At 70.8% G+C, this 17,669-nt stretch carries 15 protein-coding genes; 12 read left to right on the top strand and 3 right to left on the bottom strand.

Annotation, left to right across the window (positions count from 1 at the left end; translation table 11 throughout):
• The first annotated feature begins 5 nt into the window (after positions 1-5).
• The 9 genes from ICW72_RS04585 (at position 6) to ICW72_RS04545 (ending at position 11,796) form a co-directional block, all read left to right on the top strand.
• Entirely contained in the window at positions 6-1,007 is a 1,002-nt protein-coding gene (locus tag ICW72_RS04585) for an NAD-dependent epimerase/dehydratase family protein (RefSeq protein ID WP_184383261.1), read from the top strand.
• A gap of 97 nt (positions 1,008-1,104) precedes the next feature.
• A complete protein-coding gene (locus ICW72_RS04580) occupies positions 1,105-2,010 on the top strand; it encodes a flagellin (protein WP_191085148.1) in 906 nt (301 codons plus the stop codon).
• 152 nt (positions 2,011-2,162) lie between these two features.
• Entirely contained in the window at positions 2,163-2,501 is a 339-nt protein-coding gene (locus tag ICW72_RS04575) for a flagellar biosynthesis regulator FlaF (protein ID WP_191085147.1), read from the top strand.
• 10 nt (positions 2,502-2,511) lie between these two features.
• Entirely contained in the window at positions 2,512-3,939 is a 1,428-nt protein-coding gene (locus ICW72_RS04570; RefSeq protein ID WP_191085146.1) for a methyltransferase domain-containing protein, read from the top strand.
• Between the two features lie 4 nt (positions 3,940-3,943).
• Complete coding sequence (locus tag ICW72_RS04565) at positions 3,944-6,208, top strand: tetratricopeptide repeat protein (RefSeq protein ID WP_191085145.1); 2,265 nt, start codon at positions 3,944-3,946, stop codon at positions 6,206-6,208.
• Complete coding sequence (locus ICW72_RS04560; RefSeq protein ID WP_191085144.1) at positions 6,205-7,002, top strand: glycerophosphodiester phosphodiesterase; 798 nt, start codon at positions 6,205-6,207, stop codon at positions 7,000-7,002. The genes ICW72_RS04565 and ICW72_RS04560 overlap by 4 nt, the downstream gene beginning before the upstream one ends.
• 41 nt (positions 7,003-7,043) lie before the next feature.
• On the top strand, positions 7,044-8,219 hold the full coding sequence (locus ICW72_RS04555) for an isovaleryl-CoA dehydrogenase (protein WP_191085143.1): 1,176 nt from the start codon (positions 7,044-7,046) through the stop codon (positions 8,217-8,219).
• Between the two features lie 2 nt (positions 8,220-8,221).
• Positions 8,222-9,823, top strand: coding sequence for a carboxyl transferase domain-containing protein (locus ICW72_RS04550; RefSeq protein ID WP_191085142.1), 1,602 nt, complete (start codon positions 8,222-8,224; stop codon positions 9,821-9,823).
• Positions 9,824-9,828: 5 nt separating this feature from the next.
• The gene (locus ICW72_RS04545) at positions 9,829-11,796 is read left to right on the top strand and encodes an acetyl/propionyl/methylcrotonyl-CoA carboxylase subunit alpha (RefSeq protein ID WP_191085141.1); all 1,968 of its coding nucleotides are present in this window, start codon (positions 9,829-9,831) and stop codon (positions 11,794-11,796) included.
• A 58-nt stretch (positions 11,797-11,854) separates the two neighbouring features.
• Here ICW72_RS04545 and ICW72_RS04540 read toward each other — a convergent pair whose 3' ends face one another.
• The 3 genes from ICW72_RS04540 to ICW72_RS04530 form a co-directional block, all read right to left on the bottom strand.
• Positions 11,855-12,643: a Bax inhibitor-1/YccA family protein gene (locus ICW72_RS04540; protein ID WP_191085140.1), complete on the bottom strand. Its 789-nt coding sequence runs from the start codon at positions 12,641-12,643 to the stop codon at positions 11,855-11,857.
• A 116-nt stretch (positions 12,644-12,759) separates the two neighbouring features.
• Positions 12,760-15,258, bottom strand: a complete 2,499-nt coding sequence (locus ICW72_RS04535; RefSeq protein WP_191085139.1) for an ABC transporter permease — start codon at positions 15,256-15,258, stop codon at positions 12,760-12,762.
• 2 nt (positions 15,259-15,260) lie between these two features.
• A complete protein-coding gene (locus tag ICW72_RS04530; RefSeq protein ID WP_191085138.1) occupies positions 15,261-15,977 on the bottom strand; it encodes an ABC transporter ATP-binding protein in 717 nt (238 codons plus the stop codon).
• 91 nt (positions 15,978-16,068) lie between these two features.
• Here ICW72_RS04530 and ICW72_RS04525 point away from each other — a divergent pair, with 91 nt between their 5' ends.
• The 3 genes from ICW72_RS04525 to ICW72_RS04515 are packed head-to-tail and all read left to right on the top strand — an operon-like array spanning position 16,069 to position 17,610.
• Entirely contained in the window at positions 16,069-16,638 is a 570-nt protein-coding gene (locus tag ICW72_RS04525; protein WP_223880820.1) for an arylesterase, read from the top strand.
• Between the two features lie 25 nt (positions 16,639-16,663).
• Complete coding sequence (thpR, locus tag ICW72_RS04520; RefSeq protein WP_191085136.1) at positions 16,664-17,200, top strand: RNA 2',3'-cyclic phosphodiesterase; 537 nt, start codon at positions 16,664-16,666, stop codon at positions 17,198-17,200.
• A gap of 32 nt (positions 17,201-17,232) precedes the next feature.
• Positions 17,233-17,610 (top strand): DUF2946 family protein, encoded by a 378-nt coding sequence (locus tag ICW72_RS04515; RefSeq protein ID WP_191085135.1) that lies wholly within the window; start codon positions 17,233-17,235, stop codon positions 17,608-17,610.
• Positions 17,611-17,669: the final 59 nt, after the last annotated feature.

The raw sequence follows: 17,669 nt of genomic DNA, 5'->3' as shown, positions 1-17,669 counted from the left end.
ACCCCATGCGAATCTTCGTCAGCGGCATCGCGGGCTTTCTCGGCAGCCACCTGGCCGAGCGGCTGATCGGCATGGGCCATCATGTCGTGGGCTGCGACACGCTGCTGGGCGGCGAGCTGTGGCACGTCCCGCCCGAGGCCGAATTCTACCAGTATGACTGCCGCGACTTCAACGCGATGCAGAAGATCTCGCAGGGCTGCGAGCTGGTCTACCACTGCGCGGCCACGGCCTATGAGGGGCTGTCCGTCTTCTCGCCCGCGCTGGTGATGGACAACATCGTGAGCGGCTCGGTCTCGCTGTTTTCGGCGGCCATCGCGAACAAGGCGCGGCGCATCGTCTTCTGCTCCTCCATGGCGCGCTACGGCAGCAATGAGGTGCCGTTCCGCGAGGATTACACGCCCCGCCCGCAGGATCCCTATGGAATCGCGAAGGTGGCGGCGGAGGAGGCGCTGAAGAACCTCTGCGCCGTGCACGGGGTAGAGTGGTCCATCGCGGTGCCGCACAACATCATCGGCCCGCGGCAGAAATTCGACGACCCCTACCGCAACGTGGCCTCCATCATGGCGAACCTGATGCTGCAAGGCCGCCCGCCCATCATCTATGGCGATGGCGAGCAGAAGCGCTGCTTCTCCTACGTCGAGGACTGCCTCTCCTGCCTGCTGGCCATGGGCCTCGACGACGTGGCGCTGGGCGAGACGGTGAACATCGGCCCCGATGAGGAGTTCGTGAGCATCAATGAGCTGTCGCGGGTGCTCGCCAAGCTCACCAACTTCACCGGCACGCCCATCTACGTCCCCGGCCGGCCGCAGGAGGTGAAGTTCGCCACCTGCTCGGCCGACAAGGCGCGGCGGCTGCTGGGCTATCGCACCACGACGAAGCTGGAGGACGGGCTGGCCTCCATCACGGACTTCATCCGCAAGGTGGGGCCGCGCAAGTTCCGCTACCACCTCGACATCGAGATCGTCAGCGACAGGACGCCGCGCACCTGGACGCAGCGCATGTTCTGAAGGCGGAGGCGGCGCAAGCCTTCCTTAACCCTTCGTCTCCTACACGGCGGATGGTCCCCGAAATCCGAGGGCCGCATCTGACAAAGGAAAAAGACCAATGTCGCTGAACTCCGTGAATACCAACCTGGGCGCCATGGTGGCGCTGCAGTCGCTCAACCGCACGAACGAGGAGATGGCGGCGACGCAAAAGCGCATCTCCACCGGCTCGCGCGTGGCGGATGCGCGGGATGACGGCGCGGCTTTCGCCGTGGCCGAGCGCATCCGCGGCGACCTCGCGGCCACCACCTCGGCGAACCAGCAGCTGGGTGGGGCGAAGGGGCTGCTCGACACGACCCGGACCGGTCTTGAGAACGTCTCCAAGGCGTTGCAGGACGTGAAGGCCACGGTCGTGAAGCTTTCGGACAGCAACATCACGCCCGCCCAGCGCGAGCAGTACATGGCGGGGCTGAAGGAGACCTTCTCGCAGATCGCGAACTTCATCACCGATACGCGCTACAACGGGCAGTCCATGCTGGTGACGGCCGCCGCGGCGACGGCGGGTGGGACCACGCTGGGTGAAATCCGCACGGTGCGTAACGGCGAGGGCGCGACCTACTCCTTCGCCAAGATCGCGACCGCGGCCATCAATGGCGCGGCTGCCTTCACCGGGCTGACCACCGTGGGCTACAACGGCGCCACGATGCTGACGGGGGCCTCGCTTCTGGCCGCCCTGACCGAGTTCAGCAACGCCCTGACGACGGGCGGCGCGGTCAATGTCGCCATCAACAACACCCTGACCTCGCTGAACAACCTCGGCAGCTACAGCCGTTACGTGGACAGCCAGATCAACTTCAACAAGGCCAAGATGGACGCGCAGGAAGCCGGCATGGGCGCCCTGATCGACGCCGATCTCGCCAAGGAATCCGCGCGGCTGCAGTCCCTGCAGATCCGTCAGCAGCTCGGTTCCCAGGCGCTCGGCATCGCCAACCAGGCGCCGCAGGTTCTGCTCTCGCTCTTCCGGTAAGACCTTGAACGGAGGCTGGCAGGAGGCCGCCTTCCCCCCTTCCGCGCAGCCCCCTTGGCTGATGCGTTCCCGAATTTTCCCCATGCACGGCGTCGCGGCCCCGAGGGCGCGCCCGTTTGGGTTCCGAAATCCATCGCGGGAGGTTTCCCACCATGTCCTTTGCCAGCAACACATCCTCTGCCGGCCGGTATCGCCGCCAGCTCACGCCCAAGCAGATGGAGGCCGAGGTCTTCGCGCGCGCGACCCGCGCGCTGCGCGACGCGGGCACCGAAGGCGGCATCGCGCAGGCCCGTGCCATCGCGGACAACCGGCGCCTTTGGGATGCCGTGCTCGACTCGGTGCTGGACCCCACCAATCGCCTGGCCGTGCCGTTGCGCGCGCAGATCGCCTCGCTCGCCCGCGCCGTGCTGCGCGAGCTCGACGCCGAGGCGCCTGACGCGGCGTTCATCATCGAGATGAACGAGCAGATGGCCGGCGCGCTGTGGAACTGAGGGGGCGGCCATGAACATCCACGCCACGCATGACACGGCTGCCCTGCGCCTCCTCGACCGCGGGCGCGACCTGCTGCGCGACCGCCGGCCAGCCGATGCCGCGCTGCTGCTTTCGCGCGCCGCCGCGCTGCCCGCGGCACCCGCCGAGGCGCATGGCCTGCTGGCCGAGGCGCTGATGGAAAGCGACGACGCGCCGGCCGCACTCATCGCCGCTGACGCGGCACTCACCCTGCGCGATGATGCCGCGCTGCGCCTGCTGCGCGCCCGCATCCGGCGCGCCCTGGGCCATGCGGATGGCGCCATGGATGACGCGGCCGCGGCCGTGATGGCCGCTCCTTCCGACCGTGACGCCAAGGCGCTGCTGGCCACCTGCCTGTCCGAGGCCGGGCGGCATGACGAGGCCATCTTCCTGTTCCACCAGGCCTTCGTGGCCGAGCCGGAGGCACCGCACCGTTCGGCCATGCTGGCCATGGCCATGATGCGCGGCGGACGCCACGCCGCGGCCGAGGAGCTTTATGCGCTGGCGCATTCGATGGCGCCCTATGCGCGCGGCATCGTGCCGCTACGCGCGCAGAACGCGCTGCTGGGCGGCGATCCGCACAAGGCCATCGCGCTGATCGAAGGGGCGCTGGGGCGGCAGCAGGGCGAGGCGGCGCTCTATTCCGTGCTCGGTCAGGCGCGGCAGAGGCTTGGCCAGCAGGAAGCCGCGGCGGAGGCCTATGCCGAGGCCGCGCGGCTCGACCCGGCGGACACATATCTCCAGCACCTCGCGGCGGCGATGACCAATGCCGGCGCCGCCCCGGACCGCGCGAGCGACCGCTACGTGGCCGACGTCTTCGACGGCTACGCGAACCGCTTCGAGGCCGCGCTCTTCGCGCTCGGCTACCGGGTGCCGGGCGTTATGCTGAAGCTGATCGAGGGCCAGGGCTATGCCCCTGGCGGCCGGCATCTGGGCGATGTGCTCGACCTTGGCTGCGGCACCGGCCTGATGGGCGCCACCTTGCACGACATGCTGGGCGGGCGGCTGGTGGGTGTGGACCTCTCGCCGCGCATGCTGGAGGAGGCACGAGCCAAGTGCGTCTACACCGAGCTGCGCTGCGCCGAGATCACCGCGGCGATGGCCGCCGACACCACCCTCTATGATCTGATCCTGCTGTCGGATGTGCTCTGCTACTTTGGTCGCCTGGATGCGGTTCTCGGTGCTGTCGCCTCCCGCCTCAAGCCGGGCGGCCTTGTCGCGCTGAGCATCGAATCCGGCGCGGCTGAGGGCGGCTGGGAATTGCAGGCCAGTGCTCGCTACCGTCATGACCCCGGCTATCTGCGCGCCGTGCTGGAACGCGCGGGGCTCGCCACGCTGGAGTTCCGCGAGGAGACGCTGCGCTGGGAGGGCGAGGCCACCGTACCGGGCGTCATCGCCCTCGTCCGCCGCGAGGGTTGAGGCGATGGACGGCCTGCCCGGCGAGGCCTCGGCCTTCCAGGCCGCCCTGGCCCTGCTGCGCCAGGGGCGCACCCAGGCCGCGCTGCCCCTGCTGGAGGCCGTGCTGGCCGAGGCGCCCTGGGATGGGCTGGCCGCGCTGAACCTCGCCATGGCGCGGATGGATCTGGGCCGGCTTGACGCCGCGGCGGGCCCTCTCGCCACCGCGCTGGAACGGCTGCCCCATCATCCCGAACCGCATTTCCGCCGCGGCCGCCTCGCGCATCTGCGGGGCCAGGCCGAGGCCGCGCGCCAGGGTTATGAGGCCGCGCTGGTGCGGGACCCCGGACATGTCGCGGCACTTTGCGGCCTGGCCGAACTGGCCCGTGCCGAGGGCCGGGCGGAGGCTTCGGTCACACTCCTGCGCGAAGCCCTGCTTTACGTCCCCCAGGATGAGGGCATCGCGCTGGAACTGGCCCGCGCCCATGTGGCGGCGAACCAGCCCGTCGAGGCCCTGGCTCTGGCCGCGCCGCTGCTGGCCCGGGAAGGCGCCCCGGGCCTGGCCGGTGTCGTCTGGAGCGAGGCGGTGCTGGCGCGGGACGGCGCGGAAGGCGCGCGCGCGGCCAGCGAGGAGGCGCTGGCGGCGGACCCTCTCTCCCCCGCGCGGATCGCGGCCCATGCCACCCTGCTCGACGCCTTCGGGCAGACGCGGGAGGGGCTGCGCCATTGGCACCTGGCCGAGGCGCTGGCGCCGGAGGATGTCGCCATCCTTTCGGGCCTTGCCCATGGGCTGTGGCGGGAGCGCGCCTACAAGGCGGCCCTGCCGGTCTTTGAGCGCGCGGTGGCCCTGGCCCCCGGCGAGCGCGGCCTGCGCGTGGGCCATGGCGAAATCCTGTTCCGCCTGCACCGCCTGGCCGAGGCGGCGGAATCACTGCGCGCCACCCTGGCCGATCTGGGCGGGGATGAACGCACCCATGCCACGCTGGCCCTGGTGCTCGTCTCGCAGGGATTGCAGGAGGAGGCGCGGCTCGCCACCGAGGCCGCGGGGGGCGAGAACGCGCTGGTCCATGCCCTGTGCAATGTCGGCCCCTACCACCCCGACATGGCGACCTCCGCGGCGCTGGGCGAAGCCGCCCGTGCGCTGAAGCAGCGGCTGTCGCAGGGCATCAACCCCTATGTGCCCGTGGCGCGCCCGCCCGGCGAGCGGCTGCGGGTGGGGCTGCTCTCGTCCAATCTAGGCCGGCATCCGGTGGGGTGGCTGACCCTGCCGGCCATTGAACACCTGCCGCGCGAGGAATTCGAGGTGGTGGCGTTCAGCCTCACCGACCGCGACGACCCGCTGGCGCGGCGCTTCCGCGCGCGCGCCGACCGCTGGATCAGCTTCGAGCCGGGGGCGCGAGACCAACTCGTGCTGGAACGTCTGCGCGCGGAGGCGCTGGACATCCTGATTGACCTCAGCGGCCATGGGCAGGGCGGGCGGGTGCGGGTGCTGCGCCACCGCGCGGCGCCGGTGCAGATCAAGTGGGTGGGGTCGCAATCGGCCAGCTCCGGCGTGCCCAACATGGACTGGATGCTGACCGACCGCTGGGAAACGCCCGAGGGCTTCGAACCCCATTACACCGAACGCCTGCTGCGCATGCCCGATGGCTATTGCTGCTACGTCCCGCCCGACCGCGCGCCGGATGTGGCGCCGCTGCCCGCCCTGGCACGCGGCCATGTCACCTTCGGCTGCTACAACAACCTGGCCAAGGTGACGCCCGCGGTGCTGCGTGCCTGGGCGCGCATCCTGGCAGCGCTGCCCACGGCGCGCCTGGTGCTGCGGACCCATGCCCTGGGCGATGACCCCACGCGCGCCGCCTTCCTGGAACGCGCCGCCGCGCTCGGCATGCCACTGGACCGGCTGGAACTGCACGGCGCCGTGCCGCATGAGGCGCTGCTGGCCGCCTATGGCGAGATCGACCTCTCGCTGGACCCCTTTCCCTATACGGGCGGCCTGACGGTCTGCGAATCGCTCTGGATGGGCGTGCCGGTGCTGACCAAGGTCAGCGAGGGTTTCGCGGGCCGCCACGCCCTGTCGCACCTCTCCAATGTGGGCCTGCCGGATTGGGCCGTGCCCGATGAGGACGCCTATGTGGCCGAGGCGCTGCGCCGCGCCACGGACCTGCGGGCGCTCGCGGAACTGCGCGCCGGGCTGCGGGCGCGGGTGGCGGCTTCGCCGCTGTGTGACGGGCCACGCTTTGGGCGGAACCTGGGGCAGGCGCTGCGGCAGGCCTGGGAACAGCGAGTGGCTTGACGGCCTGGCCGCCTCCCGGCCAGCAATATGACATGCACAACCTGACCCTCCCCGAAATCGCCAGCCACCGCGGCGGTGCCTTCCTCTGGCCTGAGAACAGCCTTCTCGCCATCCGCGAGGCGCTGAAGTGGCCCACCGAACAGGTGGAGCTGGATGTCCATGCCTCGGCCGATGGCGAGCCGGTGGTCATGCACGACGCCACGCTGGATCGCATGACGGACGGGCAGGGGCCGGTCGTGACGCAGTCCTGGGAGGCGCTGGCCCAGCTTCGCGTGCGCGGCACGGGGGGCGAGACCATCCCGCACCTCTCCCACGCCGCGCGGCTGATCCATGGGGGCGGGCAGGTGCTGCGGCTGGAGGTGAAGGCCGATGCCCAGGGCCGGCCCTATCCGGGCCTGGTCGCCCGCTGCGCCGCGGTGGTGGACCAGCACGGCATGCGCCCCCGCACCGTCTTCATGAGCTTCGAGGCGGCGAATGTCGCCGAGGCCGCGGCCATTGGCGGCTTCGCCCAGACCGTCTGGCTGGCCGAGGGGCGCGTGCTGCGCGGCATGCGCCCGCGTGACGCGGCGGCCATGTGCCGCAGCTGCGGCGCGACCGAGCTGGGCGTGCCCGAGGGCCTGTCCGATGTCGCCCTGCGCGACGCGCTGCGGGCCGAGGGGCTGCGGCTTTCCGTCTGGGGGGCGAACCATGCGCCCACCATCCACCGCGCCCTGCGCCTGGGTGTGGACGCGATGGCGACCGACGACCCGCCGCTGGCGCTGCGGCTGCGCGCATCGGGCGTTCCGGCGGCCTAGAATCCGCGCTAGCCTGCCTCCCTTCCGAGGAAGGGAACGAAATGTCCGGAAACGCCCACCTCCCCTCGCTGGATTTCGGCCTGGGGCCTGAGATTGACGCGCTGCGCGACACGGTGCGCGCCTTCGCCGCCGAGCGCGTCGCGCCGCTGGCCGCCGAGATCGACCGGACGGACGAGTTCCCCCGCCACCTCTGGCCCGAGATGGGCGCGCTCGGCCTGCACGGCATCACGGTGGACGAGGCGCGGGGCGGGGCCGGCATGGGCTATGTCGCGCATTGCGTGGCGGTGGAGGAGATCAGCCGGGCGAGCGCCAGCGTGGGGCTGAGCTATGGCGCGCATTCGAACCTCTGCGTGAACCAGATCGAGCGCAACGGCACCCCCGCGCAGAAGGCGCGCTACCTGCCCAAGCTGATCAGCGGCGAACATTTGGGCGCGCTGGCCATGAGCGAGCCGGGGGCGGGGTCGGACGTGGTGTCCATGAAGCTGCGCGCCGAGAAGCGCGGCGACCGCTACGTGCTGAACGGCACGAAGATGTGGATCACCAACGCGCATTACGCCGAGACGCTGATCGTCTACGCCAAGACCGACCCCGAAGCCGGCCCCAAGGGCATCACCGCCTTCCTGATCGAGCGTGGCTTCAAGGGTTTCACGCCGGCGCAGAAGCTGGACAAGCTCGGCATGCGCGGCTCCCCCACCTCCGAACTGGTCTTCGAGGATTGCGAGGTGCCGGAGGAAAACGTGCTCGGCCAGGTCAATGGCGGAGTGCGGGTGCTGATGTCGGGCCTGGACTATGAGCGCGTGGTGCTGGCCGCCGGGCCGCTTGGCATCATGCAGGCCTGCCTGGATGTGGTCGTGCCCTACATCCATGAGCGCAAGCAGTTCGGCCAGGCGATCGGCGAGTTCCAGTTCATCCAGGGCAAGGTGGCCGACATGTACACGCGCTTCAACGCGGCGCGGGCCTATGTCTATGCGGTGGCGCGCGCCTGCGATGCCGGGCAGACCACGCGCAAGGATGCGGCCGGCGCCATCCTCTTCGCGGCCGAGGAGGCGACGCGCGCCGCGCTCGACGCCATCCAGATCCTGGGCGGCAATGGCTACATCAATGACTACCCGACGGGGCGCCTGCTGCGGGATGCCAAGCTCTACGAGATCGGCGCCGGCACCAGCGAAATCCGCCGCCTGCTGATCGGGCGCGAGCTGTTTCGCGAGACGGCCTGACCATGCGTATCACCTCCAGCCTCGACACGCGCGGGAAGGACTTCCGCGCTCAGGCGGCGCGCACCCAGGAATTGCTGGACGAACTCGCGGCGCGCACGGTGCGGGCCGCCCTGGGCGGGCCCGAGGCCGCCCGGGCCCGGCATGTCGCGCGCGGCAAGCTGCTGCCGCGGCAGCGGGTGGAGCGGCTGCTCGATCCTGGCGCGCCCTTCCTGGAGCTTTCGCCGCTGGCGGCGCACGGGATGTATGGCGAGGAGATCGCGGGTGCCGGCCTCATCACCGGCATCGGCACCGTGGCCGGTCGGGCGTGTGTCATCGTGGCCAATGACGCCACGGTGAAGGGCGGCAGCTACTACCCCATGACGGTGAAGAAGCACCTCCGCGCGCAGGAGGTGGCGCAGCAGAACCGGCTGCCCTGCCTCTATCTCGTGGACAGCGGCGGCGCCAACCTGCCCAACCAGGACGAGATCTTCCCCGACCGCGAGCATTTCGGCCGCATCTTCTTCAACCAGGCGAACATGTCGGCTTCGGGCATCCCGCAGATCGCGTCCGTGATGGGCTCCTGCACCGCGGGCGGCGCCTATGTGCCGGCGATGTGCGACGAGGCCGTGATCGTCCGCAACCAGGGCACCATCTTTCTGGGTGGCCCGCCGCTGGTGAAGGCGGCGACGGGCGAGGTGGTGAGTGCCGAGGATTTGGGCGGCGGCGATGTCCACACGCGCCTCTCGGGCGTGGCCGACCACCTGGCGCAGGACGACATGCACGCGCTGGGGCTGATGCGGCGCATCGTGGGCAACCTCAACGCCGCCGCCCCGCCCGCGCCGCCCTTCGCGCCCGAGGCGCCCGCCTATGACCCTGCCGAGCTGAATGGCGTGATCCCCTCCGACGTGCGCGCGCCCTTTGAGGTGCGCGAGGTGATCGCGCGCATCGTGGACGGCTCCGTGCTGGACGAGTTCAAGCCGCGCTATGGCACCACTCTGGTGACCGGTTTCGCGCGCATCTGGGGCATGCCGGTCGGCATCATCGCGAACAACGGCATCCTCTTCAGCGAGAGCGCGCAGAAGGGCGCCCATTTCATCGAGCTGTGCTGCCAGCGCGGCATCCCGCTGCTGTTCCTGCAGAACATCTCGGGCTTCATGGTGGGCCGCAAATACGAGAGCGGCGGCATCGCCAAGGATGGCGCCAAGCTGGTGACGGCGGTCGCCACCGCCCAGGTGCCCAAGATCACGGTGCTGATCGGCGGCAGCTTCGGCGCGGGCAATTACGGCATGTGCGGTCGCGCCTACAGCCCGCGCTTCCTCTTCACCTGGCCCAATGCGCGCATCAGCGTGATGGGGGGCGAGCAGGCGGCCTCCGTGCTGGCCACGCTGCGGCGGGACAATCTCGAAGCCTCCGGCCGCGCCTGGAGTGCCGAGGAAGAGGAGGCGTTCAAGGCGCCCATCCGGGAGAAGTACGAGCGCGAGGGCGATCCCTACTACGCCACCGCCCGCCTCTGGGATGACGGCATCATCCCGCCGGCCATGACGCGTGACGTGCTGGGCCTTGCGTTCAACGCCGCGCTGCACGCGCCCATACCGCCGACGAAGTTCGGCCTGTTCCGGATGTGACGCGCATGTTCCGCAAGATCCTGATCGCCAATCGCGGCGAGATCGCCGCCCGCATCATGCGCACCGCGCGGCGCATGGGCATTTCGACCGTCGCCGTCTTCAGCGAGGCCGACCGCCGCGCCCTGCATGTGCGCGAGGCGGATGAGGCGTATTTCATCGGACCCGCCCCGGCGCGCGAAAGCTACCTCCGCGCCGAGGCCATCCTGGAAGTGGCGCGGCTGAGCAGCGCGGAGGCCATCCACCCCGGCTATGGCTTCCTGTCCGAGAATGCCGAATTCGCCGAGGCCTGCGCCCAGGCCGGCATCGCCTTCATCGGCCCCACGCCCCACGCCATCCGCGCCATGGGCAGCAAGGCGGAGAGCAAGCGGCTGATGGTGGCGGCCGGCGTGCCCACCGTGCCCGGATATCACGGTGAGGGCCAGGACGACGCGCTGCTGGCGGCCGAAGCACAGCGCATCGGCTTCCCCGTGTTGATCAAGGCCAGCGCTGGCGGGGGCGGGAAGGGGATGCGCCCCGTGTATGACGCCGCCGACTTTGCGCGCGAACTGGAAGGCGCGCGGCGAGAGGCGCTGGCCGCCTTCGGCGACGATCGCGTGCTGATCGAAAAGTATCTGACGAAGCCGCGCCATGTGGAGGTGCAGGTCATGGGCGACACCCATGGCCGCATCGTCCATTTGCACACGCGCGACTGCTCCATCCAGCGCCGCCACCAGAAGGTGCTGGAGGAGGCGCCGGCCCCCGCGCTCTCGGACGCGCTGCGCGCGCGCCTGCACGAGGCCGCGGTGAACGCAGCCGCCGCCGTGGGCTATGTGAATGCCGGCACGGTGGAATTCGTGGTGGAGGGGGAGAACGCCTTCTTCCTGGAGATGAACACCCGCCTGCAGGTGGAACACCCGGTCACCGAGATGGTGACGGGCCTCGACCTGGTGGAGTGGCAATTGCGCGTGGCCGCCGGGGAACACCTGCCTGCCTCCTGGCCTCCCGCGCCGCAGGGCCACGCGGTGGAGGTGCGCCTCTATGCCGAGGAGCCGGAGCACAATTTCCGCCCCGCCACCGGGCGACTGCGCAAGCTGTCGCTGCCCGGCCTCGGCGCCGATGTGCGGATGGACACGGGCTTCACGGAAGGCGACAGCGTGACGCCCTTCTATGACCCCATGCTCGCGAAGCTGATCGCCTGGGGGCCGGACCGGGGGGCGGCGCTGCTGCGGCTCTCCCAGGCGCTGGCGGCGCTGGAGGTGGAGGGGGTCGGCAACAATTTGCGTTTCCTCCGCCGCCTGCTGGGCACCGAGGCGCTGCGGGCCGCCGAACTCGACACCGGCTTCATCGCCCGCCATGGCGAGGCGCTGCTGGCCGCGCCCGAAGCCGCGCCGCCCGAGGTGCTGATCGCGGCCGCGGCGGGCGAGGCCATGCTGGCGCGGCAGCGTGCGGCGCCGGCCACGCCCTGGGCCCAGGCCGCGGGCTGGCGCTTGCAGGGCGGGGCGGAGACGGTTTCCCTCTGGGAAGACGGCGTGGCCCCGCGCCGCGTGGTGCTGCGCTGGCGGGAAGATGGCTTCGAGGCGGAGGTGGAGGGCGAAGCGCCCCGCCACGTCACCATCACCCTGCAAGACGGTCGCCTGGCCCTGGGCGAGGGCGACCGGCTGAGCGCCTTCACCCTCCAGCCCGAGGAGGATGGCGTGACGCTGCGCCTCGGCGGCGAAGCCTGGCGGCTGCATCGCCGCGACCCCTATGCGCCGGTCGAGGAGGGGGGCGCCTCGGAAAGCCGCCTTGCCGCGCCCATCCCGGGCCGGGTGGTGCAGATGCTGGTCGCGCCCGGCGATGCCGTGACGCGCGGGCAATTGCTGGCGGTGCTGGAGGCCATGAAGACCGAGATCAAGATCACCGCCCCGCGCGACGGGGTGGTGGCGCATCTGGGCTGCGCCGCGGGTGATTCCATCGAGGAAGGCACCGAGGTCGTCACCCTGGCCGACCCCTGAACATGAAAAGGCCCGGCGGATCGCTCCGCCGGGCCGGTCCTCCGGAAATGGTTCCCGGTCAGTCCTGGTTCCGCATGCCCATGAACTGCAGCAGGAACTGGAACAGGTTGATGAAGTTCAGGTAGAGGCCCAGCGCATCCATCACGCTGCGCTTGCCCGCCATCTCCGAGCCCTCGGCATAGGCGTGCTCGATGTAGTCGTTCTTGATCCGCTGCGTGTCCCACATGGTCAGGCCGCAGAAGATGATCACGCCCAGGATCGAGACGACGAAGGCAATGGCCGGAGAGCCGATGAAGATGTTCACCACCATCGCGATGATGATGCCGATGAGGCCCATCATCATGAAGCTGCCGAGCTTCGTCAGGTCACGCTTCGTCGTGTAGCCGATCAGACTCATCGCCGCGAACATCGCCGAGGTGGCGAAGAAGGTGCTCGCGATCGAGGACGCGGTGTAGATGACGAAGATGTTCGACATGCTCGCGCCCATCACGGCCGCGAACACCCAGAACAGCGCCTGGGCCGTCGTCTTGCTCATCCGGTTGATGCCGAACGACAGGGCAAGGACGAAGGCCAGCGGCGAGAACATCGCGATCCAGCCCAGGATGGTCGGCGCGGTGGCCAGCCCCCGCGGCGTGCGGACCGTGGTGTAGAAGAGTTCGGCGACGGCAGGCGTGCTCGCGATCAGATAGGCCACGATGGCCGTGAGCAGCAGGCCCGACGCCATCCAGTTGTAGACGCGGAGCATGTAGCTGCGCAGCCCCTCGTCGAGGACCGCCTGATCGAGCGCGCCGGCGCGGCCCCAGCCTTGCTGCGGCTGAGTCCACCGAGATTGGGGTTGGAGTGCCATGGGTGAAAGTGTCCTCCTGAATCGGGCGTTGCCCGTCATGCCGCTATATGGACCGGCTGTAATCCGAATTCAACGCCATTTCACGACCTCAACCCTTCGTTACGCTGCGGTGCGGTCTAGTCGTTCCGCAGCAGGGGGCCAGGGCGGGCGCGCAGCGCCAGCGCGGTGCCGGCATAGCCGAAGGCCAATACCAGAGCCATGCAGCCCAGAACCGTCAAGGCCAGGGTGCCAGGAAGAAAAAGCCATTCCTGCCGCATGATTCCGCGGACCACGCCCCAAGCGGCCGCGGTGCCGGCCGCGGCGGCCAGAAGCCCCGCGAAGGCGCCGAGCGCCCCGAACTCCACCAGGAAAGCCCGGCGGATCTGGCCGCGCGTGGCGCCCACGGTCTTGAGCACCACCGCCTCGCGCACGCGGCGGCGCTGCCCGGCGGCGACGGCACCCGCCAGCACCAGGGCGCCGGCGAGCAAGGTCACGGAGCCCGTGGCCGTCAGCGCGGTGGCGATTCGGCCCAGCAGCTCCGCCACCTGGGCCAGCGCATCGCGCACCCGCACGCCCGAGACATTGGGCAATGCGTCGGTAATCCGGCGCAGCAGCAGCCCGTCCTGCGCCGGGTCGCCGCGCACCGTGGCGATATGGGTGTGCGGGGCCGCCGAGAGCAGGCCGGGCGAGGCCACCAGCGTGAAGTTCATGGCCAGGCTGCGCCATTCCACCTGGCGCAGGTTCGCGATGGTCATTTCCACCTCGCGCCCCAGCACATTCACCGTGATGGTGTCGCCGATGCCCACGCCCCAGCCGCGCGCGAGATTGGCGTCGAAGGAGAGCAGGGTGGGCCCTGAATGGTCGGGCGCCCACCACTGGCCTTCGACCAGCCGCGTGCCCTCGGGCATTTCCGCCGTGTAGGTCAGGCCGCGCTCGCCGCGGAGCGCCCAGGCGGTGTCCGGGGTGGTCTGGTATTCCTCGGCCGGGATGCCGCGCACGGCGCTGATGCGCGCGCGCAGGCTGGCCACGCGGCGGACTTCCTCCACGCCGGGGGTTTCACGCGCCAGCCGGTCGAAGTCGCGCACCTGGTCGGGCTGGATGTCAATGAAGAAGAAATTGGGCGCACGGTTGGGCATCTCATTGCCGATGGCGGCGCGGAGATTGCCCTCGATCTGCGCGATGGCGGCCAGCGTGGTCAGCCCCAGCCCTAGCGCGACCAGCATGATGGGCGTGGCCGCGCCGGGCCGGTGCAGGTTGGCGAGCCCCAGCCGGATGGCCGGCCGGCGGATATGCGACAGGCGCTTCGCCCCCCACATCAGCACCGCCGCACCCAAGCGGAACAGCACCAGCGCCACCGCGGCACCCGCGCAGAAGGCCATGGCGAAGAAGGGCTGCTCGGCCGTCAGGATGACCAGCGCCACCAGGGCGGCGGCCGTCAGCGCGTTCAGCGCCATGACGCGCCAGCCGGGGCGGCGGGCCTCGGTGCGGAACATGTCACGGAACAGGGCCGCGCCCGGGATGCGCCCCGCGCGGCCGAGCGGCCAGAGCGCGAAGGTCAGCGCCGTCAACAGCCCGTAGAGGGCGGCCAGCCCCAGCGGCGCCGGGTAGAAGCCCATTCGGGGCGGCACGGGCAGGGCGCCCGCCAGCAATTGCGCGGCGAGGAAGGTGAGGCCCCAGCCGGCCAGCAGGCCAAAGAGGATGCCCACGGTGGAGAGCGCCAGCACCTGGAACAGATAGGCCGAGAAGATGGCCGTGCTCGGCGCGCCCATGCAGCGAAGGGTCGCGATGGTCCGCGCCCGCGCCTCCAGCCAGGCGCGCACGCCCGTGGCGACCCCGATGCCGCCCACCAGAAGCGCCGTCAGCCCCGCCAGCGTCAGGAAGGAGGCCGCGCGGTCGAGGAAGCGGTTCACCCCCGGCTCGGCCTGTTCCGCGAGCCGCACGCGCCAGGGGGCGGAGGGGAAAGCCGCGCGCAGCTCATTGCCGAAGGCCCGGGCCGAGGCGCCCTCGGGCAGGCGGATGCGGTATTCATGGCTGATCAGGCTGCCGGGCTGGGCAAGGCCCGTGCCGGCGAGTTGGTCCAGCGGGATGATGGCGCGCGGCCCGAAGACGGTGGGGGTGGCGACGCGGTCCGGTTCCTCCGTGATGCGCGCGGCGAAGGTGAACTGCGCCTCGCCCAGCCGTACCGCATCGCCGGTCGTCAGGCCCAGGCGGTCGGCCACGGCGGGTTCGGCCACGACGATGGGGCCGGTGAGGGGCGCCGCCGGGTCCAGCCGCAGCTCGCCGAAAAGGGGGTAGAGGCCATCGGCGGCCTTGAGTTCCACCAGGCTCCGCTCGCCCGAGGGGGCCACCAGCATGGCCCGCAGCATCCGCACCTCGCTGATGGTGCCGCCCCGCGCCCGCACCCAGTCGAGGGTGGCCGCATCCACCGGCTGATAGCCGCCGCGGATTTCGAGGTCGCCGCCCAGGATACGCGCGCCATCCGCCTGCAGCCCGGCCTGGATGCCCGCGCGCAGCGTGCCCACGGCCGCGATGGCGGCCACGCCCAAGGCGAGGCAGGCCAGAACCAGCCACAGCCCCCGCGCCCCGCCGCGCAATTCGCGCCGCGCGAGGCGCAGCCCCATCATCACATCGCGCATGGCTATTCCGCGGCCAGCGGGAGTTCGGCCGTGTCGCGCTCGATGCGCCCATCGGCCACATGGATCTGCCGCGCGCAGCGCGCGGCCAGCAGCGGGTCATGGGTGATCAGCAGCAGGGTGGTGCCGTGCCGTTCGCGCAGATCAAACAGCAGGTCCATGACCAGATTGCCCGTGGCGCGGTCGAGATTGCCGGTGGGCTCATCGGCCAGGATCAGGCGGGGGGTGGCAACGAAGGCGCGGGCCAGGGCCACGCGCTGCTGCTCGCCGCCTGAAAGCTGGCCGGGGTAGTGGCCGACGCGGTGGCCAAGGCCCACGGAGCCCAGCGCCGCCTCGGCCTTGGCGAAGGCGTCCGGATCGCCCGCGAATTCCAGCGGGATGGCCACGTTCTCCAGCGCCGTCATGGTCGGCACCAGGTGGAAGGACTGGAAGACGATGCCGACCTCCTCGCGCCGGAAGCGGGCCAGGGCGTCCTCGTCCAGCGCCGAGAGGTCGCGCCCCGCCACGCTCAGCCTTCCCGCGGTCGCGCGCTCCAGCCCCGCCAGCAGCATCATCAGCGACGTCTTGCCCGAGCCGGAGGGGCCCACGATGGCCACCGCCTCGCCCTCCGCGACCGAGAGGCTCACGCCGCGCAAGATGTTGACCCGCCCGGCGGCGGCCCCCACCTCGAAGCGGAGATCATGGGCCGCGATCAACGGCGAAGGGGTTTGCTGCTTGTCCATCACCTTGCGATATGGGCGCCGCGTTGCGCTGCAAAAGGGTTTGTTGCTTTCCGCAACTCTAGGTGTCGGCGCCGCCAGAGCGCAGGAGCCGGTGCGCCTGCTGGCGCTGGGCGACAGCCTGACCGCCGGCTACGGCCTGCCGCGCGGCGAAGGCTTCGTGCCCCGGCTGGAGGCGGCGCTGAACGCGCGCGGCCGGCAGGTGCGGGTGCTGGATGGCGGCGTCTCGGGTGACACCATGGCCGGCGGTGCCGCGCGGCTCGACTGGGCGCTGGCCGACCGGCCCCAGGCCGCCATCGTGGCGCTCGGCGGCAATGACGGGCTGCGCGGGCTGCCGGTGCCGCGCATGGCCGAGGCGCTGAATTCCATTCTGGACCGGCTGGAGGCGCGCAACATCCCCATCCTGCTGGCCGGCATGCACGCGCCGCCCAATCTCGGCGCCGATTACGGGCGGGAGTTCCACGCGGTCTTCACGGAGGCGGCGCGGCGCCGGCCGAACATGCTGTTCATGCCCTTCTTCCTGGAGGGCGTGGCGGGTGAGCGGGCGCTGAACCAGGCCGACGGCATCCATCCGAACGCCCGGGGCGTTGAGCGGATGATCGCCGAGATCCTGCCTGTCACGGAACAACTGCTGGACCGGGTGGCGTCTTCCCCGGCAGGATAATGGTCGAATCCGGAAGGGGGTGCCCATGCGTCTCTTCGTCGCTCTCGAACTTCCGGAGGCGGTGCGCGACAGCCTGGCCCTGATGGTGGGCGGCCTGCCCGGTGTGCGCTGGGTGCCGCCGGCCAACTACCACTTGACGCTGCGCTTCATCGGCAACGTCACCTCCGTCGAGGCGGAGGAGGTGGACCTCGCCCTCGCCGCCATCCGCGCCAAGCCCTTCGAGCTGCGCCTGCAGGGCCTTGGTACCTTCGAGAAGGCCGGCCGCGTCCAGTCGCTGCACGCGGTGGCGGAGCGCACGCCGGGCCTTGCTCACCTCCAGGGCAAGATCGAGACAGCGCTGCAACGCGCGGGCCTGCCGGCCGAGAAGCGCCGCTTCACGCCGCATGTGACCCTGGCGCGGACCGACCTAGTGCCCATCGACAAGCTCGCGGGCTTCGTCCAGGCGCACAACCTGTTCCGCACCGAGCCCGTGATGGTGGAGCATTTCGTGCTCTTCTCCTCACGGCTGGGCAAGGAGATGGCGGTCTACACCCCCGAGGTGGAGTATGCCCTGGCGGCTTGAGTGCGGCGCGAGGCTGGCCTAGACCCTCCCATGTGGGAGCCTTCCGCCGCCTGAGCTGCCTGGCCTTCGCCCTCGTCCTGTTCATGCAGGCCGGGGTGGGTGCGGCGCATTGCCTGCGCGGCCTGGGCGCCGCCCATGGACTGCTGGTCGAGATCTGCACCATCGAGGGCAAGCGCCTCGCCCTGCTGGACCATGAGGGCCAGCCCATGGAGGCCCCGGCCGAGGCCGGTTCCGGCATCTGTCCCGCTTGTGCCGGCCTGCCCGGCGTGGTGCTGCCGGCGGCGCCGACGCTGTCGGAGCCCGTGATCTTCGCCGCCGTCCCCGGCTTCTCCCTGACTGGCACCGCCCTGCCGGCCCCGCGCGCCCGCGCGCCGCCCTACAGCACCCGCGCACCCCCCGTCCTGGCCTGAACACCCCCTCCGCGCGGCGCCCGCCGCGTGGCCGCGTTCACGCCATCTCGGGAAAGTCC

Origin of the sequence: Roseococcus microcysteis (assembly GCF_014764365.1) — a bacterium.
In the GTDB taxonomy this organism is placed as follows: domain Bacteria; phylum Pseudomonadota; class Alphaproteobacteria; order Acetobacterales; family Acetobacteraceae; genus Roseococcus; species Roseococcus microcysteis.
This window is presented reverse-complemented; position numbering and strand designations above follow the sequence as displayed.